The organism is Rodentibacter genomosp. 1 (assembly GCF_001999285.1).
In the GTDB taxonomy this organism is placed as follows: domain Bacteria; phylum Pseudomonadota; class Gammaproteobacteria; order Enterobacterales; family Pasteurellaceae; genus Rodentibacter.
This window is the reverse complement of sequence record NZ_MLHN01000022.1, coordinates 19,142-43,270: the sequence shown is the minus strand read 5'-3', so window position 1 is coordinate 43,270 and position 24,129 is coordinate 19,142. Positions and strand designations below refer to the sequence as shown.

Annotated in this window: 20 protein-coding genes and 2 pseudogenes; 11 read left to right on the top strand and 11 right to left on the bottom strand. The window is 39.3% G+C overall.

Annotated elements, in window-relative coordinates; translation table 11 throughout:
* Positions 1 to 40 precede the first annotated feature (40 nt).
* Positions 41 to 760 (top strand): purine-nucleoside phosphorylase, encoded by a 720-nt coding sequence (gene deoD / locus BKK54_RS10345; protein ID WP_077542998.1) that lies wholly within the window; start codon positions 41 to 43, stop codon positions 758 to 760.
* 49 nt (positions 761 to 809) lie between these two features.
* Here the strand turns inward: deoD and BKK54_RS10340 are convergent.
* The 9 genes and pseudogenes from BKK54_RS10340 to truD all read right to left on the bottom strand — a co-directional run bounded on the left by BKK54_RS10340 (position 810) and on the right by truD (position 9,783).
* Positions 810 to 4,258, bottom strand: a pseudogene (locus BKK54_RS10340) (acyl-[ACP]--phospholipid O-acyltransferase).
* On the bottom strand, positions 4,255 to 4,896 hold the full coding sequence (locus tag BKK54_RS10335; RefSeq protein WP_077542997.1) for a MerR family transcriptional regulator: 642 nt from the start codon (positions 4,894 to 4,896) through the stop codon (positions 4,255 to 4,257). The pseudogene BKK54_RS10340 and the gene BKK54_RS10335 overlap by 4 nt, the downstream one beginning before the upstream one ends.
* A 229-nt stretch (positions 4,897 to 5,125) precedes the next feature.
* Positions 5,126 to 5,413: a hypothetical protein gene (locus tag BKK54_RS11855; protein ID WP_167366626.1), complete on the bottom strand. Its 288-nt coding sequence runs from the start codon at positions 5,411 to 5,413 to the stop codon at positions 5,126 to 5,128.
* Between the two features lie 241 nt (positions 5,414 to 5,654).
* Positions 5,655 to 5,990, bottom strand: a pseudogene (locus BKK54_RS10330) (alpha/beta hydrolase); the annotation flags it as partial.
* A 47-nt stretch (positions 5,991 to 6,037) separates the two neighbouring features.
* Complete coding sequence (nlpD, locus tag BKK54_RS10325; protein WP_077542996.1) at positions 6,038 to 7,198, bottom strand: murein hydrolase activator NlpD; 1,161 nt, start codon at positions 7,196 to 7,198, stop codon at positions 6,038 to 6,040.
* Positions 7,199 to 7,211: 13 nt separating this feature from the next.
* Positions 7,212 to 7,397 carry a lipoprotein gene (locus tag BKK54_RS10320; protein ID WP_077542995.1) on the bottom strand — a complete coding sequence of 62 codons (186 nt, stop codon included), beginning with the start codon at positions 7,395 to 7,397 and terminating at the stop codon, positions 7,212 to 7,214.
* An 11-nt stretch (positions 7,398 to 7,408) separates the two neighbouring features.
* Positions 7,409 to 7,984, bottom strand: a complete 576-nt coding sequence (locus tag BKK54_RS10315) for a YqaA family protein (RefSeq protein ID WP_077542994.1) — start codon at positions 7,982 to 7,984, stop codon at positions 7,409 to 7,411.
* Positions 7,985 to 8,023: 39 nt separating this feature from the next.
* The gene (gene surE / locus BKK54_RS10310) at positions 8,024 to 8,764 is read right to left on the bottom strand and encodes a 5'/3'-nucleotidase SurE (protein WP_077542993.1); all 741 of its coding nucleotides are present in this window, start codon (positions 8,762 to 8,764) and stop codon (positions 8,024 to 8,026) included.
* Positions 8,764 to 9,783 carry a tRNA pseudouridine(13) synthase TruD gene (truD, locus tag BKK54_RS10305; RefSeq protein WP_077542992.1) on the bottom strand — a complete coding sequence of 340 codons (1,020 nt, stop codon included), beginning with the start codon at positions 9,781 to 9,783 and terminating at the stop codon, positions 8,764 to 8,766. Before truD ends, surE begins: the two co-directional genes overlap by 1 nt.
* Before the next feature lie 121 nt (positions 9,784 to 9,904).
* On the opposite strand from truD, the gene rraB reads away from it, so the two are divergent.
* The 3 genes from rraB to slyD all read left to right on the top strand — a co-directional run bounded on the left by rraB (position 9,905) and on the right by slyD (position 11,786).
* On the top strand, positions 9,905 to 10,327 hold the full coding sequence (gene rraB, locus BKK54_RS10300) for a ribonuclease E inhibitor RraB (RefSeq protein WP_077542991.1): 423 nt from the start codon (positions 9,905 to 9,907) through the stop codon (positions 10,325 to 10,327).
* 51 nt (positions 10,328 to 10,378) lie between these two features.
* Complete coding sequence (locus BKK54_RS10295) at positions 10,379 to 11,098, top strand: SIMPL domain-containing protein (protein ID WP_077542990.1); 720 nt, start codon at positions 10,379 to 10,381, stop codon at positions 11,096 to 11,098.
* A 64-nt stretch (positions 11,099 to 11,162) separates the two neighbouring features.
* Positions 11,163 to 11,786 (top strand): peptidylprolyl isomerase, encoded by a 624-nt coding sequence (slyD, locus tag BKK54_RS10290; RefSeq protein WP_077542989.1) that lies wholly within the window; start codon positions 11,163 to 11,165, stop codon positions 11,784 to 11,786.
* Positions 11,787 to 11,905: 119 nt separating this feature from the next.
* On the opposite strand, the gene BKK54_RS10285 is transcribed toward slyD, so the two are convergent.
* Positions 11,906 to 12,796 carry a LysR family transcriptional regulator gene (locus tag BKK54_RS10285; RefSeq protein WP_077542988.1) on the bottom strand — a complete coding sequence of 297 codons (891 nt, stop codon included), beginning with the start codon at positions 12,794 to 12,796 and terminating at the stop codon, positions 11,906 to 11,908.
* Between the two features lie 115 nt (positions 12,797 to 12,911).
* Between BKK54_RS10285 and BKK54_RS10280 the strand changes: the two genes are divergently transcribed.
* The 3 genes from BKK54_RS10280 to copM all read left to right on the top strand — a co-directional run bounded on the left by BKK54_RS10280 (position 12,912) and on the right by copM (position 16,462).
* Positions 12,912 to 13,754: an aldo/keto reductase gene (locus BKK54_RS10280; protein WP_077542987.1), complete on the top strand. Its 843-nt coding sequence runs from the start codon at positions 12,912 to 12,914 to the stop codon at positions 13,752 to 13,754.
* A gap of 56 nt (positions 13,755 to 13,810) precedes the next feature.
* On the top strand, positions 13,811 to 15,355 hold the full coding sequence (locus BKK54_RS10275) for a class I SAM-dependent methyltransferase (protein WP_077542986.1): 1,545 nt from the start codon (positions 13,811 to 13,813) through the stop codon (positions 15,353 to 15,355).
* Positions 15,356 to 16,114: 759 nt separating this feature from the next.
* A complete protein-coding gene (gene copM / locus BKK54_RS10270) occupies positions 16,115 to 16,462 on the top strand; it encodes a CopM family metallochaperone (RefSeq protein ID WP_077542985.1) in 348 nt (115 codons plus the stop codon).
* 418 nt (positions 16,463 to 16,880) lie between these two features.
* Here copM and BKK54_RS10265 read toward each other — a convergent pair whose 3' ends face one another.
* Entirely contained in the window at positions 16,881 to 18,227 is a 1,347-nt protein-coding gene (locus BKK54_RS10265; RefSeq protein ID WP_077542984.1) for an MFS transporter, read from the bottom strand.
* A gap of 287 nt (positions 18,228 to 18,514) precedes the next feature.
* Between BKK54_RS10265 and BKK54_RS10260 the strand changes: the two genes are divergently transcribed.
* The 4 genes from BKK54_RS10260 to BKK54_RS10245 all read left to right on the top strand — a co-directional run bounded on the left by BKK54_RS10260 (position 18,515) and on the right by BKK54_RS10245 (position 24,067).
* Positions 18,515 to 19,729, top strand: a complete 1,215-nt coding sequence (locus BKK54_RS10260) for an ABC transporter substrate-binding protein (RefSeq protein ID WP_077542983.1) — start codon at positions 18,515 to 18,517, stop codon at positions 19,727 to 19,729.
* Positions 19,726 to 21,645 (top strand): ATP-binding protein, encoded by a 1,920-nt coding sequence (locus tag BKK54_RS10255; RefSeq protein ID WP_077542982.1) that lies wholly within the window; start codon positions 19,726 to 19,728, stop codon positions 21,643 to 21,645. The genes BKK54_RS10260 and BKK54_RS10255 overlap by 4 nt, the downstream gene beginning before the upstream one ends.
* The gene (locus BKK54_RS10250) at positions 21,639 to 22,883 is read left to right on the top strand and encodes a sigma-54-dependent transcriptional regulator (protein ID WP_077542981.1); all 1,245 of its coding nucleotides are present in this window, start codon (positions 21,639 to 21,641) and stop codon (positions 22,881 to 22,883) included. The genes BKK54_RS10255 and BKK54_RS10250 overlap by 7 nt, the downstream gene beginning before the upstream one ends.
* 239 nt (positions 22,884 to 23,122) lie before the next feature.
* Positions 23,123 to 24,067: a DMT family transporter gene (locus tag BKK54_RS10245; protein WP_077542980.1), complete on the top strand. Its 945-nt coding sequence runs from the start codon at positions 23,123 to 23,125 to the stop codon at positions 24,065 to 24,067.
* The last annotated feature ends 62 nt before the right edge of the window (positions 24,068 to 24,129 follow it).

Here is a 24,129-nt window from a genome sequence, read left to right as displayed (position 1 = left end):
GTGCATTTCTCTCAAATATTAGTCAAAAAGAGGTAAATATATGACTCCACATATTAACGCACCTGAGGGCGCATTTGCTGATGCGGTGTTAATGCCAGGCGATCCACTGCGTGCCAAATATATCGCAGAAACATTTTTAGATGATGTCAAGGAAGTCACAAATGTCCGGAATATGCTCGGTTTCACGGGGACTTATAAAGGTCGTAAAATCTCAGTTATGGGACACGGTATGGGAATCCCATCTTGCTCAATCTATACAAAAGAATTAATTACTGAATATGGTGTGAAAAAAATCATTCGTGTTGGTTCTTGTGGCGCAGTAAAAATGGATGTCAAATTGCGTGATGTGGTGATCGGATTAGGCGCTTGTACCGATTCCAAAGTAAACCGTATTCGTTTTAAAGATAATGATTTTGCCGCTATTGCCGATTTCGGTTTAGCGACTGCCGCAGTTGCAGCCGCAAAAGAGAAAGGCATTGCTGTGAAAGTGGGGAATTTGTTCTCAGCAGATTTATTCTACACGCCAGATGTTGAAATGTTTGATGTGATGGAAAAATACGGCATTCTAGGTGTTGAAATGGAAGCTGCGGGAATCTACGGTGTCGCAGCTGAATATGGTGCTCGTGCATTAACCATCTGTACGGTTTCCGACCACATTCGCACTCACGAACAAACCAGTGCGGAAGAACGTCAATTAACTTTCAACGAAATGATTGAAATTGCATTAGAAAGTATTTTAATTGATGATAAAAACGCCTAGTTTATAGTCCAAGGCTAAAAAGAGCGGTCAAATTGACCGCTCTTTTTCCTTATGGGCTCAATATTTCCTCCGCCAATTTCTTCGCCCCTTTAAAATCCACTTTTCCACTGCCGAGAAGTGGGATTTCATTCACTAAGAATACTTGGCTTGGGAGCATAATTGGCGGTACGTTGAGGGATTTAATGCGAGTATTAATTTCCTCAAGACTGAGTAGCGATTTCACTAACAACACGACACTTTCGCCTTTTTTCTCATCATTCACCGCAATCGCAACAAATTGGTTTTCATCGTTCAACACTTGTGCGATGTTTTCTTCTACACTACCGAGACTAATCATCTCTCCCCCAATTTTTGCGAAACGGGAATAGCGATCCACAATGGTGATAAAGCCGTTTTCATCAATATGCCCTTTGTCGCCGGTTTTGTAATAACGCACGCCATCAAGTTCGGCAATGACTTCATTGGTTTTTTCAGGATCATCCAAATAGCCTTTCATCACTTGTCCGCCGCCAATCAAAATCAACCCGTCTTCGCCTGTTGGCAATGCTGCTAAAGTATTCGGATCGACAATTTTGATAATTGTACCGGGCAATGGCATACCTACAGTTCCCGCCTTATTAAAGGTAAATTCTTTTAAACTATCGGGATCTAAAATATTTGGCATATTCACGCTTGCTACCGGTGCCGTTTCCGTCGCCCCGTATCCCTCGTAGATTTCTAAACCGAATTTCAAACGGAAGGCTTCTTTCACATCCGCTTTCAATTTTTCCGCCCCGGCAATCACCATTCGCACACTTTGCAACATTAATGGACGCAATTTTTTATTACGGACGTACAAACGGAAGAATGTTGAAGTACCAAATATAATACTCACATTATGGCGGGCGCACATTTTGCCCACTTCTGCACCATCGGTCGGATCAGCAACACTCACCATTTTTATTCCTTCACACAACGGCATTAAGGTGGTTACCGTTAAACCAAAGAGTGGAAGATCGGCAAAGAATTTAAAATAACATCATCTTCTTGGAAGTTAAGTAATTCACTCACCTGTTTGATATTAGTGAGCAAGTTTTTATGGCTTAATTCAATGCCTTTTGGCGTGCCTTCACTACCGCTACTGAATAAAATCGTTGCCGTGTCATTCAAACGCACATCAGCAAAATACATTAATTTAATCCACCAACGCGGGGCGAAAAACGCCGTTAAAAATGACCGCACTTTCTCACTTTTTGTGATTTTCTTGCCTAATTGTTCCGCAAAAATTGTTTTTCCCGCCAACACTTCATCAAAGGCAAAACCTTTAGCATTTAGTTTATTTAAGAATTTCTCCGCAGTAATAACCTTGTTAATATTTGCTTTAGCAAGGGCTTTTTCCATCACTTCAGGGCTGAGGGTATAATTCAAATTGACCGGCACTTTCCCCATCACCATCAATGCCATATTCACAATGGCTCCGATAGCCGAGCTTGGCAACAACACACCAACATTTTTCTCATCACCTAAAGTTTGTTTAAGTTGTTTGCCAAACATCAACACGGCAGCGATAAACTTGAGATTATTCAGTTTCATACCCTGCCCATCCACCACACATTCCTTGAACAAGTTGGATTTCGCACTGTTCAACCAATGGTGTGTGATCGGTTTGCGTTTTGCTATCACTTTTTCCCATACAGAGAAAGAAAGCTCAAGCACTTTCTGTTTCATTGCCGCCGCATCAATAAAGCCGTGAATCGGTTTACCGAACGCCACTAAAATTTCACGTTTACCTTGTTTTTTCGTGAGATTTTTATAGAAACTATCTGCACGGGAAAAACTGCTGCCCCATAAACCACGTAAATAAAATGGTACGGTCGTCACGTTATCCAAATCTTTTAATACGTGTTCAAAGCCCTTTTTGAACTCATTGATCTGACCGTTGTAGCTGATATGCCCTTCCGGAAATAACGCTACCACTTCACCACGAACCAAGTATTCACGAATCATTTCAATGGATTCACGGCTTGAACCCGCACCAATAGGGATCACACGGAAAATACGCAGGAACCAAGTCAAATACCATTTATTGTAAATCGGACGGAACATCACGAATTTAATCGCTCGAGGACTTGCTGCCTGCAACACCATCCAGTCAATCCAGCTAATGTGGTTACCCAACATTAACACACCGCCACTTTGCGGGAGATTTTTTAATCCCTCTACGTGGAAACGGTAATTGGTCTTCAACAAAGGCAAGAGTAACAAACGGACGAATAAATGTGGCAGTTGCCACATCGCATAAAGGCTGCCTAATAAGCAAACCACAGAAATCGTTAAAAAAATACCGGCAGTGGAAAGGCTAAATTCGACGAATACAATGCTAAGTAGTAAAAAGCCGACCATAAAGACATTTTGGATAAAGTTGTTACCCGCCAAAATTTTGCCGCTGATTTTTTCAGGGGCGAAATATTGAATGGTCGAATTTAACGGCACGATAAATAAACCGCCAAAAAAACCAAATCCGAAGGAACATAACATTAATGAGACATTGGTACTCACTAGTGTTAAACCAAAGATCGAAACAAAAATACCCAATGCACCAACCGGTACAATGCCTAATTCAATATGTAATCGGGAAGCACGCCCGGCAAGGTAAGACCCGATGATTAATCCCAAACCGCTTACCGCCAGAATAGCTTGAATAATCACCGCATTATCCGCATTAAACAGCGCTTTGTAATGGGCAGGGAATGCCGCCACAATCACTTGTGCAACGCCCCAGAAAAGGCTCAAGCCAATCACACTTAACCAAATATTTTTATCGCTACGCAAGGTATGGAGATTGTCTTTCAAATAGCCGAAAGATAAGTATTTAGTAGCAGAGAATGTTTCATTTTCTTCTTTTTCTTGTGGAAAGAAAGGAATTTTGAAAGCGAAAAACGCTTCAAGGGAACTAAACACGACTAAACCAATGCCAATCATCCAAACGCTTTGCAGCACCTCATTCGGATCATTAGAAGGCACATAATAGCTTTCAAAGAAAATGGAGAAGGCAAAAGAGCTAAACAAAATCGCCACAATAGTTAAGGCTTGAATCACACCGTTAGCAAGCCCGATATTTTCCGTGCCGACAATGGATTTGATAAGGCTATATTTAGCCGGAGAATAGACCGCACTTTGCGCGGCTAAAATCAGTGTTAAGGCAAAGGCAAGATAAAATTCGCTAATCACATAACTGAATAAAATTGCCGTTGAAATACCCACCGCAGCCAGGCTACTCCAACGAATCACCTTGGTGCGACAGAATCTATCATTAATAAATGCCGAAGGTGAAAAAAGAAAAATAAAGGGTAATAAAATCATTGCGTTGATTAACGCCGTTAGCACCACTAACGTATTGCCTTCAAAACTTTTCAACAACACATTTTGAATCGTAATTTTGTGAGCAAGATCCACGCTCGCATTCAAAAAAGCAATCGCCAAATAAGGCACAAAACCCACATATTTTAAGAGTTTCATTTCACGCTCTCCGTTTGGTAAATTTTTAAAGTTTGCATATTGAACACATAAGGCTTCAGCACCAACAGTAAATCAAAAAGATGTTTCAGTTTTTCGTCTTTTTTCTCGCTGTCTTTTAGTGCGGATAGGGTGAGATTCACTTCCTGTGTCGCAAGCATTTTAGCTGTTTGTAAATAGGTTTTCACCATTTCACGTTCCGCCTCATTACAACGGCAAACAATGGCGAGAATATCCCGCTCTTTTGCTGTAAAAACGCCCTCGCGCGGATTAAGCAAGCCATCATCGACCATAGCTTGCAATTCAGTTTCAGAAATTGAGAATTCTTGACAAAGTTCTGATGGCAAAAAGGTTTCATTTTCCGCCCCCATAATAATACCAATCAGCGAAATTAAACTTTCGTAAGGATTTTGCCAATCAAAATTAGGGTGGGAAAAAAGTTGTTTAATTTGAGAAATGCTGGCATTGAAATTGGTTTGCAGATATTTAATAAATGCCAATAATTCCACACAGCGCTCATCATAGAGATGAAAATTCGGTTTATCTTTCAACGGCTCAGGCAACAACCCCTCTTTCACATAGTACAACACTGTCGATTTCGGAGTTTGGCTGAGCTTCACCAAATCATTCATTTTTAGCATAAGGCTTCCCCTATTAATTAAATGTGAAAAGGATTTTATACAGCACACTGCAAAAAGTAAATAGTGTTACCTTACAGTTTTCAAAAAAGAAAAACGTAACTATGTTTAAAAACACTTAGAAAACCCACCGCACTTTCCCGCTAATATGCCACCCAGATTTTTTCTAATTCCATTTTATCGGGATGATAGCGGTAAACGTTGATGCCGCCGTGATACGCTTGTCCTGTCACTAAAATATGAGCTTTCTGAGCGGAGGCAACACTATTAGCTCGTAGAAATTCGTTGAAATAGTGGGAGTGTCTCCTATTTCGATAAAAGCTTTGATTTTGGGGTCGCCTAATGTATATAAATTCATAAATGTATTGCCTGTACCTTCTCTCCTACCTGTTTCCGTAAGCTGAATAAATTCCGTATCACTAACAAAGGCATAAGTCACTGTATTCGGAGAAGCTAAATTAATGCCATCCGGAATCGGTGGGAGTCGGCTTTGAGCATAGGCTCGTGTTTCGGGGCCCATAACCCCATAATATCGTCCAATTCCAGTCGGGAAGTGAGATCGTTAAGGTTCCACATATAATCCCTTTTATTTTCTCCCCACCAACAATCCATTTTTTATCAGGGCTAAATAACGCATCTGAACGTCCACCCAAAGCCAAAAAGTTCTGCTACGGGTTTTAAATTTCTCTGTCTCATAAAATGGCACCGTCATAGCTGCTTTTTTATAAACACGGGTTGAACCGGATCAGCTGTTGGGTCTAATTGAACAACAGGGTAATATGTTTCGGTACCTTATAGGCATATGGGAAAATCTCCATTGCCACCGGATTATAGGCTTTCTTTTTCTCGTAATTATCTAGATTTGTCATGGCATTATCCGCCACTGCTGCTTCCCACATGGTGAGGTTATCGATTTTGTCATCATATTCCCCATCAAAATCACCCAACACATTCATCGCAGACAGTGCCATCCTTGTCCCTAAGGAATGAGTAATAATATTTATTCGGATAGCGCTATCAATAAGTTGCTTTAACACGCCCGCTAACTGTCTAACTGATTCGTTGGCGTACATTTCCGCACGGAAAAAATTCATATCCGAATAGAAAAAAGAGCGGTCAAATTGACCGCTCTTTTGCCTATTGGTTATCTTCTTGGTAAGTAACGAATCGGATCAACCGATTTACCTTTATAACGAATTTCAAAGTGAAGTTTTACGCTATTGGTGCCGGTGCTCCCCATTTTGGCAATTTCTTGCCCTGCTTTGATTTGTTGCTGATCGCTTACGAGAATTCTGTCGTTATGTGCATAAGCACTCAAGAAATCATCGTTATGCTTGATAATGATCAGGTTACCATAACCACGCAATGCATTGCCCGCATATACAACGCGACCCGCCGCTGCGGCTTTTACCGATTGTCCGCGAGAACCGGCAATATCAATTCCTTTATTACCACCATCTGAGCTTGAGAAACCTTGGATAATATTTCCGTTAGCAGGCCATTGCCATGCGATATTAGACGCAATGGGTGCAACGACATTGGCATTCACCGGTGTTGTGTTGCCTGTTGCGACAGGAGTAGGAACACTTGTTGGCGTGCTAGGTGTCGGTACGGTAGAGGCTACCCCTACACCTGATTTGATTGGTCCGATAACCGTTCCATCGGAGCCAATTTGTGTACCATTTGCGCCAGGCGTATAAGTCACTGCGGGTTCGGTAGGTACTGTAGCAGTTGGGTTGTTCACCGGCACTGTCGTTGTGATAGTTTTTGTCGCACATTTCCCGATTTTTAAGGTTTGACCAATACTCAGACTATAAGGCTCGGACATATTATTCATTGCAGCAAGCTCTTTCACATCCATACCTGCTAAGTAAGCGATTAAGAACATGGTATCGCCTTTATTGACTTTATAGGTCTCTCCTTTGTACGAGCCTTTTTGAATTTGGCTATAATCCGGTGCATTGGTATTTGGATTGCGTGGCACATTGATTGAGCCGGAGTTTGTGCAGTCAGACACGGTTTTGGTTACCGTTTTTGTCTGAGGCTGTACCGGTGCGGGCGTGATAGGTTGTACTGGTTTATAGGTCGGTTGTACACTGCTATTTGGTACGCTATTGCCCATGCTATTCGGCATGGTATTTTGTTGAATTTCAGGTTGCCAACTTCCACTGCTGTTATTATCTATCGGCTGCATAATCCCCGGAGAAAGTTCACCTCCGGCATTTTCAATCGGTGCTTGGGTGTTAGATGAACACGCACTTAAAATTGCGAGACTCAAGGGTAATAATAAAAACGATTTCTTCATTTATTTTTCCTTCTTATTTCATTGTATTTGGCATAGTTTGCTGTTCTATTTCCGGCATAAAACTTCCACCTGCAACGGCACCGGTTCCTTCAACCGGTTGCATAATACCATTCGGTAAGGCATCTGGATCTTTCGGTGGTGGTGAAGAACAAGCCGATAAAACGAAAGCTATAGACAACGCAAATAAATATTTATTCATAACATATCCTATTATTTCAAAATAAAGTAGGCGGCGACAGCAAGAACAACAACTGACCAGCCAATAATTTCAATGGATTGACGTAATTTTGCTGCAAATTTTTCTCCGCCCCATGCCGCTAATTTTGCGACAAGCAAGAAACGCGCTGCACGGGAAATAAATGCGGTCAATACAAATGGGAAAAATGCCATTTGCATCACGCCGGCACAAATCGTAAATACTTTATAAGGAATCGGGCTGAAACCGGCAACAAAAACAACCAGTACGCCCCATCGCTCAAACCACGTCATTGCCGTTGCCCAATGCTCGCCATAGCCCCATTGTTGCACGATCCCCTGAACCCAGTCCGTAGCAAAATAACCAATAGCATAACCCACCATACCGCCGAGAACGGAAGCGATTGCCGTATAAAGGGCAAATTTGACCGCACTTTGGGGTTTCGACATCGACATGGGAATCAACATCACATCCGGCGGAATCGGGAAAAAGATTGCTTCAATAAAACTCACAAAAGACAGCCAAAATGTGGCAAAACGATGTTTTGACCATTCCATAGTTTTATCGTACATTGCCCCAAAAATATTCATTCTATTTACCCTTTGTTACCGTTAGGTTAAAACGTCGCATTATTCACGTTCCAGCCAATCTTGTAAAGCCTGAATTGAATGGTGGGCTGTCATATCGGCTTGAATAGGCGTAATCGAAACATAACCGTTTTTTACCGCATGGAAATCCGTTCCCTCTTGTTCATTTTCCGGTAAACCGGCAGGGCCAATCCAATAGATGGTTTCACCACGGGGATCTTCTTGCTTAATGACTTCTGCTGCAGAAGTGCGATAACCCAAATGGCAAACTTTATAGCCTTTGAGTGCGTCATAAGGCAAATCCGGCACATTAATATTAATAATTTCACGGGAATTTAATAACTGGCTATGCAATTTTGGAATTAAATCCGCCACCACCCGAGCCGCCGTTTCATAATGTTGGCGACCATCTAAGGAAACGGCAATGGAAGGCAGCCCCAAATGACGCCCTTCTAATGCTGCCGCCACTGTGCCGGAATAAATCGTGTCATCGCCCATATTGCAACCGGCATTAATACCCGACACCACCAAATCCACTTGACCGGATAAAAAACCATTTAATGCTAAATGTACACAATCTGCCGGTGTCCCGTTAAGACAATAATCACCGTTATCTAAATGGCGGGGACGTAACGGCTCAACCAAAGTTAATGCACTGGATGCCGCACTTCGATTGCGATCCGGTGCAACGATCACCACATCAGCAAATTTGCGTAATTCCGCCGCTAAAACTTGAATGCCTTCTGCGTGAAAACCATCATCATTACTTAATAAAATTCGCATTATGCTTCCTTATAATTCACTAATTCTCGAATAAGTGCCGTGGCATAGCTGCCCGACGGCAAATAAAAAGCGAGTTTTAATCCTTCCTCAACAAACTGCCATTGGAAATCCTGTGCCCGCATTAATAGTGGACGGCGCGCCGCTTTCATTTTTTCTTGTTTCATCAAAGGTGAAAAGGCATTATGTTGTGCCACAATGGCATTTTCAATATCTGACGCAATAAGATTTTCTTCCCCGATTAACGGCGCGGTGAGTAAAATATCTCGTGAATCTAACCGCACTTGTAATGCTGCTAAATCTTCCGACTCATCCACTTTAAACCAACTGTGTGAACCATTTAATTGCACAATATCATTCGGCAAAATTTGTTGGGCAATCCCCCGTTCAATACGTGCCGCTACCACTAAATTGAAAATCTCACTCCGTGCGGCAGAGAGGTAAAAGCTACGTTTTTTGCGATCTTTCACCTTAATTTCGCCTTGCGCCCAACGTAGTGCTTGTGTGAGATTATGACCGTCACGCCCAAAGCGTTGTTCCGTAAAGTAATTAGGAAAACCAAAATTTGAGACAAAATTTAACCGAGCGTTTAATTCATCGCTTTCCTGTGCCTCACGCAGCAAAATTTCAAAATGATTGCCTTGTAAACTTCCCGTGCGAATTTTGCGATGATGGCGGGTAACCTCTAAAATTTCTACGCCTTCCAATTCAAATTGCGTGAAATCCGGCGTTTCCTGCCCGGGCATTTGTAGGCAGAACCATTGTTCCGTTATCGCTTGACGATCTTTCAAACCGGCATAGCCCATATTGCGTTCCGATACGCCGGCAAATTTTGCCAGTTTTTCGCCGACAAATAGGGTGTTACAACCGGTTTTTCGTATTTTTAATGCGACAAATTCCCCCTCCCCCGACATTTTATAGCCAAGATCTTCAATCACCATAAAATCGGCACATTCTTGCTTTAAAAGTGCGGTGGATTTTAGCGGCGTTTTTAAGGTGAGGTAAGGGAGTTGTTCAAGCATGATTTTGATATGTATTGTTAGAGTATGTAGAGACTTTGTTTTGTCTGCGAGATTTTATGCGACTTTTGTGGATTTATCCACTAAAATAACCGCACTTTTCACGCCAACTAAGGAATTGACTATGACTGATTTTGTCGCACTTCAAGAGGAAACCCGCGAAATTATTACCGATTTATTAAATGACGGCAGCGATCCTTCCGCTCTTTATATTATTGAACATCACATCGCACATCATGATTTTGATTTGTTAGAAAAAATTGCCGTGGATGCGTTCAAAGCCGGCTATGAAGTATCCGAGGCGGAAGAATTTGAAGATGATAATGGGAAAGCTATTTTCTGTTTTGACATCATCAGCGAAGTGGAATTAAAAGCGGAAATTATTGATGCCCAGCAAAAAGAAATTTTGCCCTTAATTGAAAAGCATAAAGGGATTTATGATGGTTGGGGAACCTACTTTGAAGACCCGAACGCCGATGAAGATGAATACGGCAATGATGGTGAATTTTTTGATGAAGACGAGGTCGAAGACCCACGTTTACACTAATTTACTGAGCTGACCGCATAAATAAAGTGCGGTCATTTTTTGGAGAAATTTATGAAATTAAAAGCCTTCGGTCTCGCCCTATTTGCCCTCCCCTTTAGCGCCTCTGTTTTGGCGGAAAATGTTTTGCCTCCGCAAACCAATATTGTGTCATTTAGTACAGAAGTCGAAAAAAACATTGAGCGAGATCTATTAAGTGTCCGTTTGTTCTACCAAGTAGAGGGAAAAAATTTATCGGATTTAAACCAAACGATTTCAGAGCGTTTAAATAAAGCAGTGGGCATTGTCAAAGGGCAAAGTGCGATTGAAATTAAAGGCAATTCCCGTCATACCTCCGTTCGCTATGCGGAAGACGGGAAAAAGAATGGTTGGATTACACGGGCAACCTTAGTGCTGGAAAGTAAAGATTTTCAAGCCTTATCCAACGTGATGACTTCACTTGATGGTGTTCTTGCTGTGGAAGATGTGAATGCGACATTATCCTCTGAGAAATTAATGGGTGTTGAAAATGAATTAACTCAAGCCGCTATTGAAAAATTCAAAAATAAAGCCACCTTAATTCAGCATTCATTACAGATGAAAAACTACCGAATTCTTGATTTAGAGATTTCATCGGCAAATGAATTGGCACCAATTCGGGCTTATGCTTCGCCTCGTGCGGCAAAAGTGGCGATGTTATCTGCGGAATCGACAGCAGATAATGCCTTTTTAGAGAATGGAAAGGAAACAGTGAGAGTACGTGCAAATGCACGAATTGAATTGCTTAAGGATTAATTTTCTATACAATTATTTTTTCTTCTATACAATGACTACGATTTTCAAACAATAAGGAAACCTCATGAATGTAGCAAAAAACGTGGTGGTGAGCATTGCTTACCAAGTCCGTACCCAAGATGGTGTGTTAGTAGATGAAGCACCGGCAAATCAACCATTAGAATATTTGCAAGGTCACAATAACTTAGTGATTGGTCTAGAAAAAGCCCTAGAGGGCAAAGCGGTAGGCGATAAATTTGAAGTTCGTGTTCAACCGGAAGAAGGCTACGGCGAATACAATGAAAATATGGTTCAACGCGTACCGAAAGATGTTTTCCAAGGTGTCGATGAGTTAGTGGTGGGAATGCGTTTCTTAGCTGATACGGATATTGGGCCTGTTCCAGTGGTGATTACCGAAGTTGACGGCGATGAAGTGGTGGTGGACGGTAACCATATGTTAGCCGGTCAAGAATTACATTTCACCGTTGAAGTTGTTAGCACACGTGAAGCCACATTGGAAGAAATTGCGCACGGTCACGTTCACGGTGCTCACGGCCATCATCATGATAGCGATGAAGAGGGGCATGGCTGTGGTTGCGGTGGCCATCATCACCATCATGACCACGATCATGGACACGGTGGTTGCTGTGGCGGTGGTCATAAGCACGATCATCACGGACATGGCGGTTGTGGCTGCGGTGGTCATTAATTCTTTACTTTGAAAGAGAAAGAGTGAGTGCTTAGATAAAGTATTATTCAATAAAAGTTACTCAAATTTAACCGCACTTTAGTTTTTGGCTCAAAGTGCGGTTATTTTTTGGCATTTATTTAGGCTTTTAATTCTTCCACCAAGGCTTTAAATAGGGGAGCGTTTTGGCGGCGATTAGGATAATAAAGATGATACCCCTCATAGTTGAGGGCATAGTTGGATAAGACCTCAACGAGCTCGCCATTTTCTAATTCTTCTGAGACTCTGTCTTTCGGAATCAAGGCTAGGCCTAAATGGGATAGGCAGGCTTTTTTGACTAAGAAATTGTTATTGACAATCAATTTACCCGATGGGGTAAATTTAATTAATTCTTTCGTTTTGGGGTGGCGAAATTCCCAAACGAATAACCCCTCAGAGGTAGGCATTCTTACGCACAAACATTGGTGTTGGGGTAAATCATTAATGTGTTTTGGTATGCCGTATTTCTCTAGGTATTGTGGGCTTGCCACCAGAGTCATTTGCATATCATCAGAAATACGAACAGCAATCATATCTTGATCCACTTCTTTACCCAAACGAATGCCGGCATCAAAACGACCGGCAACAATATCGGCAAATTTCATATCGCTGGTAAGTTCTAATTTTACTTCAGGATATTTTTTCATGAATATCAATAATTTATCCCAAATGGCATATAAAAAAGCGTGATCCGCCCCATTGATTCTCAATGTACCGTTTAAAGTATCACGAAAAATGCTCAAGGCATTCACATTGTCTTCAATACTTTCAAATAGAGGGAACAGTTTTTTGAAAAGTTGCTCGCCTGCCTCTGTGGTGGCTACGCTTCGGGTGGTGCGGTTAAATAGTTTGATTTTTAGCTGGTCTTCCAGTTTACGCATGGAATGGCTTAATGCTGAAGTCGATACGCCTAAACGTGCTGCGGCTTTGGTAAAGCTGCCTACTTGTGCGACAATAATAAAGTTGCGTAATTCATTCATATTTTCAATCATCTTAAATCCTGTTGATTGTTGAATTTAATTCAAAAGGCTATCAAAAAATACCTTGCTAATCAAAGCCATCTTTGCTCGCTATAATAAATTTATTCAAATCAAATAGGAGAGCAAAATGAAATCAGTAAAATTAAATAACGGCATTGAAATGCCAATGGTGGGGTTTGGTGTCTTTCAAGTGAGCGATGAGGACACTGAAAAAGCCGTATTAGCGGCATTAAAAACCGGCTATCGTTTAATTGATACCGCCGCTGTTTATGGTAACGAAGCCGGTGTAGGGAGTGCGATTAAGGCAAGCGGTATTCCCCGTGAAGAAATTTTTGTGACGACAAAACTTTGGATTCAGCGTGAAAATGGCTATGAAAATACCCAAAAAGCCCTGGAGGATTCGTTAAATCGTCTAGGGTTAGACTATGTAGATCTCTATTTAATGCATCAACCTTTTGGCGATGTGCATGAACAATGGCGTGCCATGGAAGATTTATACAAAGTAGGTAAAGCCCGAGCGATTGGTGTGAGTAATTTCCATATGGATCGTTTAATGGACTTAATTACTTGCCATAAAATCGTACCCGCAGTCAACCAAATTGAAACTCACCCGTTCTATCAACGTGAAGATGAAATCGCTTTCCATAAGGCATTGGATATTGTGCAACAAGCATGGGCACCACTTGCTGAAGGAAAATTTGAGATTTTCAACAACCCGATTTTAACCGGTATAGCACAAAAGCACAGAAAATCAGTCGCGCAAGTCGTATTACGTTGGCTTAATCAACGTGGCGTAGCAATTATTCCAAAATCCGTTAGAATTGAGCGGATGGTTGAAAACAGAAATATTTTTGATTTTACCCTTGATGAGCAAGATTTCGCTCAAATTGCTACGCTCAACAGTGATGAGATCATTTTCAACCACCGTGATCCAAGAATGGTTCAATGGTTGGCAGATCATCGAGGATAAACATTCAGCATTGAACAATATCATTTAACGCTATTCGCACTTATTTAGGAGATTTGATGTCTAGTTGGTCAGAAGGCTATGTTAGCGATATAAATTATACGTTTGGCTATTATTCGGAGCTTAATCCGAATAATGCCGTTATCCCTTTTTTAATGGCAGGATTGGCATTACCCGAAGCAATCCTAAGCAGACAATATCACGCTTGTGAACTGGGGTTCGGTCAAGGTGTATCGGTAAATGCACATGCAACCGCCGGTTATGCCAAATGGTACGCTACGGATTTTAATCCTTCCCAAGCGAATTTTGCCCGTCATCTTTCAGATATAGCCAATAATGGCGCCTTAATTGCCGACCAAGGTTTTAATGAATTTTGTCAACGTGACGATTTACCGGAATTTGATTTTATTGGCTTGCACGGTATCTGGTCTTGGATTTCCGATGAAAATCGTACTATTGTAGTAGATTTTATTCGTCGAAAATTAAAAGTTGGCGGCATATTATATATCAGTTATAACACCTTGCCGGGTTGGTCAGCGCCTTCACCGTTGCGTCATTTATTGCTTGAACACCATAATACGATGACCTCTACTGCTAATAGCCGCCAACAAAATATCAAAGATAGTTTGGAATTTGTCGAGAAGGTATTTGGTCAGAGTTCATCGCTTACTCAAAGTTCACCGCAGCTATTATCTCGTCTCGGAAACTTGAAAGATAAAGATCCAAATTATATTGCTCATGAATATCTGAATAAAGACTGGCAACCCATGTATTTTGCCGATATGCAAAAATGGTTGGAGCAGGCTAAGCTAACCTTTGCCTGTTCCAGTAATTATTTAGACGATTTTAATGAGACTCTATACAATCAAGAACAACGCGAATTAATGGCGGGTTTTAGCAATCTATCCTTTTCTCAAACCGTTAAGGACTTTATCCTGAATAAACAATTTCGCAAGGATTTTTGGGTAAAGGGGGCACGTCGGTTAAACAGCTATGAACAAAGTGAGTCGTGGAAAAAACTATGCGTATTGCTACATACACCCCGTCAGCAAATTGAAATGAAAGCCTCAAGCCATTTAAATATTGATTTAAATGAAGAGTTATTTAATCCTGTATTAGATATTTTACAGGATCATAAGATTCATTTGGTGAGAGAAATTGTTGAAACCCTAAAGGAGCGTTTTAATGAAGCAGATATTTTTAATGCTTTGGCAATCCTTGCCGGAAAAAATAACTTAGTAGTTGTGCAATCAGAGCAAGCCATTGAACAGGCTAAACCACATTGCATTGCTTTTAATCGTTACGTATTAGAACAATCACGTTCTTCACAATTCAGTATTAATTATCTTGTTAGCCCTATTTCCGGTGGTGCACATCATATTGATATGGTACAGCGTTGGTTTTTACTGGCGCATATTGAAGGTATTGCAAAGCATAAACAACTGGATTTTGCTTGGCACTTACTAAAGTCTAACGGGTTATTTATGGCAAAAGAGGGGAAAACCTTACAGGATGATAGTGAAGGCAAGGCGATGATGAAAGCGCTCTACAATGAGTTTCTAGAAAAACAATTACCATCTTTAAAATGTTTGGGGATTATTTAACTAAATGAAAAATAAGGGGAAATTGCTCCCTTTATTTTTTATGCGAAGGTGGTGGGGAATAGGTAAGTTATAGAGGGATGTTGTCGAGATTTGGGTTTAGATAGCTTTTTTCTTTTTCTTATCGTCCCATTTGGGAAAATGGAACATAAATTCTTCCTGCTCTTGAAGCTATTTGTTTTTTTGATTTATTCAGTCAATAAAAGAAATGCTTTCTTCTAAAACTGCCATTAAATCAGAACCGGTACTTAAATAGATATATCATTTCAAGGTATTTTTGGCGGTAAACTAAGTCTTTCTTCCTATTAAATCCTTTAATCTATGATTGATACTTTACTCTAAAAATGAAAAAGTTTTAACCATACTTGAAATCTGTGTTAAATGTGTCAAGCGTTTCAGTTATAAAATAACCTAATTGACAAACATAAATTTGACGGAATACTGAAAGATGAATGAGTGAGATTATTATCATAGCTATGCATGCCCCATACGTCAGAACGAGGAAATAGCAAAATGTCTCACATCGCTATCAGCCCGAATGCCAAAAAAAACAAAGCCACTTGGTTAGAAAAAGTGGAATTACCCAAAACCTCCCTCAAGACTGAATTATAAAAAATTAATCAGACTACTGACTGATAAGCGTCGATAGGAATAGCTCATTTAGCACGGACGTAAGCGTTTTTTCATTAATTTTGGATGTGCTTGACCTTAACCTAAGGTTAGGGTTTAAACTGCCCACTCAATTAACCCAATGGAGGATTTATGAAAAAACAAATGATCGCATTATTTGCTTTGACACTTGGTGCAACGGCAATAGCAAGCACTCCCCATCATCAACACGATGCTCAGCTCACCCCAATGCAACAAGAATTGATGGAGGGAATGAACGCAATGCATCAAGATATGATGAAAGGAATGGAAAGCGAAGATGCTGATATTGCCTTTGCAGCAGGTATGATCCCTCACCATCAAGGTGCCGTGAAAATGGCTGAGATTGAGCTGAAATATGGCAAAGATCCTGAATTACGTCAACTGGCTAAAAATATTATTCAGGCTCAAGAAGATGAAATTAAATTTATGCAACAATGGTTGCAGAAACATCAAAAATAGACAATTCCTTTATTATTTTTCAATAATCACTTTAGTCTTAGACTTTAGTGATTATTGTACTGAGTGTCACGCTCCAAATAATTTATCTCCCCCAAAAGTGCGGTTGATTTCAGTGAAATTTTATCTCGTATAAATTTTTAATGGGTCGAACTACAAAAATAGAAGAAAAATAGACCGCACTTTTTCTCGCTCAAAAGCTATTATTTAATAGTTCATTCCATTTTTTATTCTTAATAACGTTACAACCTACAATATTTTCGTTGTTTGTGTTCTTTTTCATTGATATGAGGGGGAATATTCAAATGAGTAAATAATCAAGGGAACGAAAATCTCCTATTCCCAAGGAATAGTTAGTCTTATTCCGCCAATATTATTGCCCCGAGAATGATCTTTCGGGGCATATTTATTCCAATTTGTTTTATTTGTCTTTGTTATGCTGTTTTTCTAAACGCAGTACACCTAAGTGAGTCATATAACAACAGAAAATACAACCGCATACTGCAAACAGAAGTAAATAAAAGCCCGCGTTCCAGCCAAAACGTTCGGCGAGAATACCGAACAATGCTGTACCGGAGAAACTTCCAAGAATATAGCTGAGTAATCCTCTTAAGCCCGTTGCGGAACCTGCGGCAAATGAAGGCACAAGTTCAATGGTTTGCAAAGAAGAGAGGAACATGGGTACATAGATTAAGCAACCGATAATGCCTGCACCTATGGTCACGGTGAGCAAATCTTGCCCTCCCCAGTAAGCAAACATCGCTATACCGACCCCAACTAGGGTTATAATTGCTAACGGCATACGGCGGCCTTTAAAGTAGGTATCAGTCAACCAACCTGCTAGCAAGGTAGAGGGGATGGCGGCCCATTCAAAGATAGCAAAGGCAGTCGCCATTTGTCCTTTAGAAAAGCCTTTCGTTTCCAGTAAATACAGCGGAAGCCAAGTTAATACCCCGAAACGGATCATATAGGTGAATACATCAATAAAAGAAACAAACCAAACGTTAATGTCTTTAACGATATAATCTCTAAAAATTTCCCATGTGGTTAAATTGACATTTTCTTCTTTGGTGACAACCAATTCTTCTTGTTCTGTTCCCAGAATTTTACTGGTAGGCGGTAAACCTTCGTTATAGGTTCGACCTGTGCCGAAAATATAGAAAATAATCGCCACCACAGTAGCAATGGCAGTTGGTACGATAAAATGTGCTGCTTGCCAGTGTTCCTGCCCTAACCAGGCAATACTTGCTCCCGCTATTGGTGCAACTAAGCCGCCCCCAACATTATGGGAAATATTAAATGCGGCTGTTGTTACACCACGGGATTTTCGAGGAAACCAGCTGGCGAGCACAACATAAGCCGGCCCGGCGCCCATTCCTTGAAAGATACCATTCAAAATACATAAAAATAAGAACACCCAAAATGATGCACTGAATCCCATCATTAAGTTTACGACAGCCGACATCATTAAGCCGAAAATCATAAAATGTTTTGGGTTGGATTTATCGGCAAAGGCAGACATAAATCCTTTACTCAATCCGTACACAATCAGCATGGTGCCGGAAATAAAACCAATATCTTTTTTGGTAAAACCAAATTCGCTGATAAGTTCAGGCGAAGAAAGCAAAAAATTATTGCGTAAAATATAGTAGGCGGCATAGCCGATAAAAATGCCAAACAAGGCATGCCATCTCAAACGATTGTAACGTTCTCTGATTTCACTATCGGGAATAGGTTTACCCGGTTTAGATGCTAAAAATGAAAGCATAGAAATTCCTCTTATTTAAATGATGAAAAAAAGAATGTTTCTTACTTTGTAGTAATTATTTTGTATGTTAACCCGATTAAAATGATGGGTAAAATCAGATAAAAATGCACAAAAATGACCGATTTTTTAATATTTAGGTGTCAAAAATGACCCATAAATTGTTAGGTTGAAGAAAGTAGTTTTCCAGCTATTAAAATTGAGTTAATTTCACACCATAATGAAAATAATCAGAAAAAAGAAAATTTAAAATTTGTGATTTAGATCACAAAATAGGGACGAACTCTGTGATGAAACTTTTACTTTTTATTTTGCTGTCTTGGATTAGTCCGTTGTTATTAGCCAATGAAATTGTGATAGCGACGACTTTTTCCCCGGAAACGACCGAACATATCATTAAACAATGGCAAAACAATTTTCCCAACCAAGAAGTCCGTTTGATTAATCGAACCTCAAATTCACTTAAGCGTTTATTAATCCAACCGGATATAGAAAAAGTTGATTTAGTACTGAGTTCTTCCCCCTTTCTGTTCCAAGATTTACAGGAAAAGGGATTATTGTTGGAATTACCAAAAACTTATCAAAATGCACTTGTACCTTCTCAACTAAAATCAACCACAGCGGCGATTGCTTTTTCCGGTTACGGCATTTTATTTAACCGAAATTTACTTAAACAACATCATTTACCGGAGCCTCGCGATTGGAACAGCCTCACTGATCCTGCTTATTTTAATAGTTTACTACTCAGTTCCCCTTCTCGATCCAGCAGTAATCACATCATGCTAGAGATGCTTTTACAACAAAAAGGGTGGATTGCCGGATGGCAAGAAATTTTAACACTATCAGGTAATCTATCCTTGATTTCTTCCCGTAGCTTTAATGTCGCAGAAAAAATTAAGCTCGGTTTAGCAACAGCGGGCATTAGTATTGATAGCTATGCGAATAACCTAAATAATCAGGATTTTGGTTTTGTCTATTTTCCTCATTCTATTGCTTCACCGGCGTTTATTGCCGTACATAAAAATAATAAAGCCTCAAAGCCAGCACTTGAATTTATTCAATTTTTGTTAAGTGCGGAAGGGCAGGAAGTTGTTACTTCGCCAAATATGGCAAAATTTCCACTTAAACCTTTAGCGCCAAATAGCCGTCAATACGAACAACAAAAAAAGCTGTTAGCACAAACACCGATTGATTACGATATTTTATTATTAAGGCAACATCTCGTTGAAAAATTATTTGATAATGCTGTCACATTTCGTCTTAATCAGCTGAAAGATATTTGGGCATTAATTTATCAACAAGAACAAAAAACAAATCGAAAATTGACCGCACTTCGCCATCAATTAACCTTAATTCCGGTCAATGAGCAGCAAGCGATAGATCCGATTTATTTGAAAAGAATTAAAAATGATCGATATTTTTTGTTGGAGCAAGAGAAGAAATGGACGGACTTTTTCCAACAACGGATTAATACGGTACTTGCACAATTAGAGGACATAAAATGAAACAGGGAAAAATCACCCAGCATTTGAAAATAGCCTCAATCATTGGATTACTATTAACATTACTTATTGGGCTTGTAAGTCTATCTGCTTGGTATACTCAATATCGACAAGTTAATTATATTATTGAAGATTATTTTCCAAAAACCAATGCCGCCCTAAAATTGGAGGATAAGTTTAATGTTTTTTTTAATGATCTGGAACGTTTTTACTATTTACAAAATAATTTGAACCGGCAGGTTATGTTTAAAAATCTTAAACATCAGCTAAATGAAATTGAAACGTTATCTTCTTTGTTATTTGAACAGAAAAAAAGATCAACGATTAAGCAATACTTAAATGATTTAATTCAACTCACTACCCAAATTGATAATAATTTATCTAATAATTTTTTGATTTTACAGCAAAAACAAACATTATTAACGAAGATTCAATGGCTAAATGATGATTTTAATAATGAAATTATTTCTCAAATTCAAGAATTAAACTGGCAGAATAATTATTTTTTGAAACATTCTTCTTTGCTTAATGAGAAAAACCAAGCTAAATCAGAGAATGAGTTATTTTATTTATATCAATTAGCAGATAAAGAAGAGCAAATTAGAACCGAGTTAGTACAATTTTTATATAACTTATATCCTAATCAAACTACAATTTTGCAGGATTATGCTTATTTAAAGCAACTAATTACAGCATTAATTCAAGCCCCTTCCCACATAATCAAGAATCCAAGTATTGTGCCATTGCAACAGATGTTTAATGATTTATATCAAATGATTGAACCCCATCATGAATTAGATAATCTTGTTCAGGAAATCACTCATTATCAAACTGAATTAAAAAATATTCAATCTCAGAAAAATGATATCGTTGCAAAAACTCAAGAAATGATAAAGCAAGAATTAAATGAAACCAGAGGAAGTTTTACCCGACTAAATGAGAATTTAAAACAACAGACAAAAATAAGTGGAGTAATTATTATTTCTTCATTGCTTATTTTTCTTATTCTAATTGCTTTATTTAATCAATATTATGTTAAGCGCCGTTTAAGTTACCGTTTTTCACAACTCATTTATGCTATCGAAAACCTTAATCTGGGTAGAATAAATCAACCGATCAATGTCAGTGGAAAAGATGAGCTGACAGAAATTGGTTTATTATTAAATAATCATATTCAAATTTTGCAAGAACGAGAAAAAATTGAAAAAGATTTACAGGAAACCCAAAATGAATTGCTCCAAGCGGCTAAAATGGCGGTTGTCGGGCAAACAATGACGACACTTGCTCATGAAATTAATCAACCTTTGAATGCCATATCAATTTATCTTTTTACGCTAAAAAAACGTCTTGAACAGCAAAAAGATAAGCAAAGTTATCTTGATATTGAAAAGATAGAAAAATTAATAGAGCGCATCGCTAATATTATTAAAGCATTACGTCAATTTGCTAAAAATGAAATTTCATCGACACCCCATCAAGTGGTTTCCCTTAAACAAAGTTTGACTGAAGCATGGAATGTATTAGAACTCCGTCATAAACCTCTCAATGCCGAGCTGCAGATTAAAGGGGATGTTTGCTTGCTTATAAATCCAATTTTGTTGGAACAGGTTTTCGTTAATATCCTCTCAAATGCTCTGGAGGCGGGTCAAGCTATACCTATTATTCAAGTTGATGTAGTCTGCTACCAAGACAAAACTTGTGTTTTTATTGAAGACAATGGTAGTGGCTGGCAAACGGATAATGCTGATAAATTATTACAACCTTTTTTCACCACTAAAAGTGTCGGATTAGGATTAGGTTTAACAATTTGCCAGCGTATTATGCAACAATTTGGGGGGAAATTGGCGATTGCCTCCAGCCTTTCTAAAAGTGCGGTTGTTATTTTAGAATTTTTACATAGTGGGGAAGAAAAATGTTAGATCAAGAAACGGTGTTACTGATTGATGACGATAATGATGTATTGACTGCCTACCAATCACTATTAAATGCAGAGGGATATCGAATTAAGGCGATCAATAATCCGTTAGATGCACTGGAGATCATACCTGAAAATTGGAAAGGTGTCGTGGTGAGCGATATTTATATGCCACAACTGTCAGGCTGGGAACTCTTGAGCCGTTTACATCAAAGGGATAAATATCTTCCGGTGATTTTCATCACCGGGCACGGTGATGTGCCAATGGCCATTGAAGCCATGCAACAAGGGGCGTTTTATTTTATTGAAAAACCCATCAAACCGGAAAAACTATTGATACAGCTTGAACAAGCGTTGAGCCAACGACAACACCAACTCGCGATTAAAAATGCCCAGCAAGAAGCATTAGAAACCGGTTTTATCGGACAGAGCCATTGGATTAAACAATTTCGCCAACGTTTACAACAACTCGGGGAAACCTCATTACCGATTTTTATTTTTGGTGAGGTTGGCACAGGGAGAACTCTAGCCGCCCAACATCTTGCCCGCTTTTCGGCAGACCGATTTTCGCCTCAACATAGCCTAGAATTGCTTGCCCCCTGTGATATTGAAGCATTACAGCCCCATCTTGAACAAGCCAAACAGGGGCTGTTACAGCTTAAAAATATTGAATATCTCTCACAAGCGGCACAGAAAAGGCTGGCATTATCAATTCAGCAACAGCATTTTCGTTTTATTGGAATTAGTCAATATTCACCATACCAATTATTGACAGAATTTAATCTTTTACCGGAGCTTTTTTATGCGTTTAATTTAACACAAATAGAATGTTTGCCGCTTTCTCATCGAACTTCTGATATCGAGCCGATTTTCCGCCATTATTTAGCCCAAACCTGTCAAAAATTAAATAAAAAGAAACCGCTTGTGAGTGAAAATTTTATTAAGCAGCTACTCTCCCAACAGTGGCTTGGCAATATCACCCAATTAATTCACACAGCCGAACTTTATGCAGTCGGTGTTACCGTCCAAAATGATCGTTTCTCGTTGATGCAGGAACAAAGTGAACTATCGCTTGATCATCTTATTGATGAGTATGAAAAGCAGATCATTATAGAGGTGTTAGATCGCTTTCAAGGAAGAATTAATGAAGCGGCAAATTATCTACAAATTCCCCGTAAGAAATTGTATTTACGAATGAAAAAATATGCCTTGAATAAAGCGGATTATAAAGAGTTACTTTAATTTTAGGGGCAAAGTAGAATTTGTCCAAAATTCTCATGTTATTTTTGTAATATTGACTGACAAAATTATCAGATAATGAGTTAATCGTTGTTTGACAAAAACTTATTGAAATTAGACCGCACTTTTTACCCAAAACTTATTATTGAATTTCACTCAATAGCTCATTCAATTTTTTCCATCTAATCAAAACAATTTTGGCAATCTATAATGCGTTTAATGTTATTTATTGGAGAAAAACAATGATTGCTTTATTTTCCGCCCCAATAGGGGTGTTGGTGGGAATAGGGATTGCCTTTCAAACGGGAATGAATTCGGTTTTACGCCAAAATGTGAGATCTCCCTTATTATCCTCTTTTGTTTCTTTTGGTGTAGGTTCTATCCTATTGATTCTGCTAATTTTAATTCAAAATGAACCGCTTACCATTTCGACTGAAACTTTCATTCAATCACCTTGGTGGATTTGGTTGGGGGGATTATTGGCGATGTTCGGTTTAACGGTGAATATTTTGATTTTCCCTCGTTTAGGCAGTGTTCAAACGGCGATTATGCCAATTTTGGGGCAGGTTATCACTGGTTCGTTAATTGATACCTTTGGTTGGTTTTCAGCACCACAATATGACTTTTCTCTCTTGCGTTTTTTGGGGTTGACTATCGTGATGGTTGGCATCGTGATAGCGATTGTTCTCCCTTTATTCAAGCGAAATAGTCCGGAAAAGTACGGTCAATATTCTTTGATTTTCTGGCAAATTCTTGGCATTGGCGGTGGTATCGCTTCCGGCATTACGCCTGCAATCAATACTGCATTACGACAAACGTTACAATCCACGACACTTTCCGTATTTGTGCCATTCATCATGGGGACGTTGTTATTGGCATTGGTTATTTGTTTCAAAGAACTGACTGCTTGGCGGCATCTCAAAAATGCGTTGAAAGAACCTCAACCTTGGTGGCAATGGTTAGGTGGTTTATTGGGGGCGGTTTATATCGGTGGAATTGTGATAATCGTGCCACAAATTGGTACAGGTGGGGCAATTGTGACATCATTATTTGGATTATTACTCGGTAGTTTAATCATTGATCAATTTGGCTTGCTTGGTGCGAGTAAAAAACCGGTTAATGCTATCCAAATTGTTGGTTTATTTGTGTTATTGATAGGCGTTGTGATGATTCAAGTGAGTAAATAATCAATAACCCGTACATAATCAGCATTGTGCTAGAAATAAAACCAATATCTTTTTTGCTGAAA

What these genes read in the sequence shown, in the direction of transcription:
- BKK54_RS10265 (WP_077542984.1), bottom strand. Translation starts at nt 18,227, where the DNA reads ATGCTTTCATTTTTAGCATCTAAACCGGGTAAACCTATTCCCGATAGT.
- nlpD (WP_077542996.1), bottom strand. Translation starts at nt 7,198, where the DNA reads ATGAAGAAATCGTTTTTATTATTACCCTTGAGTCTCGCAATTTTAAGT.
- slyD (WP_077542989.1), top strand. Translation starts at nt 11,163, where the DNA reads ATGAATGTAGCAAAAAACGTGGTGGTGAGCATTGCTTACCAAGTCCGT.
- BKK54_RS10315 (WP_077542994.1), bottom strand. Translation starts at nt 7,984, where the DNA reads ATGAATATTTTTGGGGCAATGTACGATAAAACTATGGAATGGTCAAAA.
- truD (WP_077542992.1), bottom strand. Translation starts at nt 9,783, where the DNA reads ATGCTTGAACAACTCCCTTACCTCACCTTAAAAACGCCGCTAAAATCC.
- BKK54_RS10260 (WP_077542983.1), top strand. Translation starts at nt 18,515, where the DNA reads ATGAAACTTTTACTTTTTATTTTGCTGTCTTGGATTAGTCCGTTGTTA.
- BKK54_RS10255 (WP_077542982.1), top strand. Translation starts at nt 19,726, where the DNA reads ATGAAACAGGGAAAAATCACCCAGCATTTGAAAATAGCCTCAATCATT.
- BKK54_RS10245 (WP_077542980.1), top strand. Translation starts at nt 23,123, where the DNA reads ATGATTGCTTTATTTTCCGCCCCAATAGGGGTGTTGGTGGGAATAGGG.
- copM (WP_077542985.1), top strand. Translation starts at nt 16,115, where the DNA reads ATGAAAAAACAAATGATCGCATTATTTGCTTTGACACTTGGTGCAACG.
- BKK54_RS10275 (WP_077542986.1), top strand. Translation starts at nt 13,811, where the DNA reads ATGTCTAGTTGGTCAGAAGGCTATGTTAGCGATATAAATTATACGTTT.
- BKK54_RS10285 (WP_077542988.1), bottom strand. Translation starts at nt 12,796, where the DNA reads ATGATTGAAAATATGAATGAATTACGCAACTTTATTATTGTCGCACAA.
- BKK54_RS10335 (WP_077542997.1), bottom strand. Translation starts at nt 4,896, where the DNA reads ATGCTAAAAATGAATGATTTGGTGAAGCTCAGCCAAACTCCGAAATCG.
- rraB (WP_077542991.1), top strand. Translation starts at nt 9,905, where the DNA reads ATGACTGATTTTGTCGCACTTCAAGAGGAAACCCGCGAAATTATTACC.
- deoD (WP_077542998.1), top strand. Translation starts at nt 41, where the DNA reads ATGACTCCACATATTAACGCACCTGAGGGCGCATTTGCTGATGCGGTG.
- BKK54_RS10250 (WP_077542981.1), top strand. Translation starts at nt 21,639, where the DNA reads ATGTTAGATCAAGAAACGGTGTTACTGATTGATGACGATAATGATGTA.
- BKK54_RS10320 (WP_077542995.1), bottom strand. Translation starts at nt 7,397, where the DNA reads ATGAATAAATATTTATTTGCGTTGTCTATAGCTTTCGTTTTATCGGCT.
- BKK54_RS11855 (WP_167366626.1), bottom strand. Translation starts at nt 5,413, where the DNA reads ATGGGCCCCGAAACACGAGCCTATGCTCAAAGCCGACTCCCACCGATT.
- BKK54_RS10280 (WP_077542987.1), top strand. Translation starts at nt 12,912, where the DNA reads ATGAAATCAGTAAAATTAAATAACGGCATTGAAATGCCAATGGTGGGG.
- surE (WP_077542993.1), bottom strand. Translation starts at nt 8,764, where the DNA reads ATGCGAATTTTATTAAGTAATGATGATGGTTTTCACGCAGAAGGCATT.
- BKK54_RS10295 (WP_077542990.1), top strand. Translation starts at nt 10,379, where the DNA reads ATGAAATTAAAAGCCTTCGGTCTCGCCCTATTTGCCCTCCCCTTTAGC.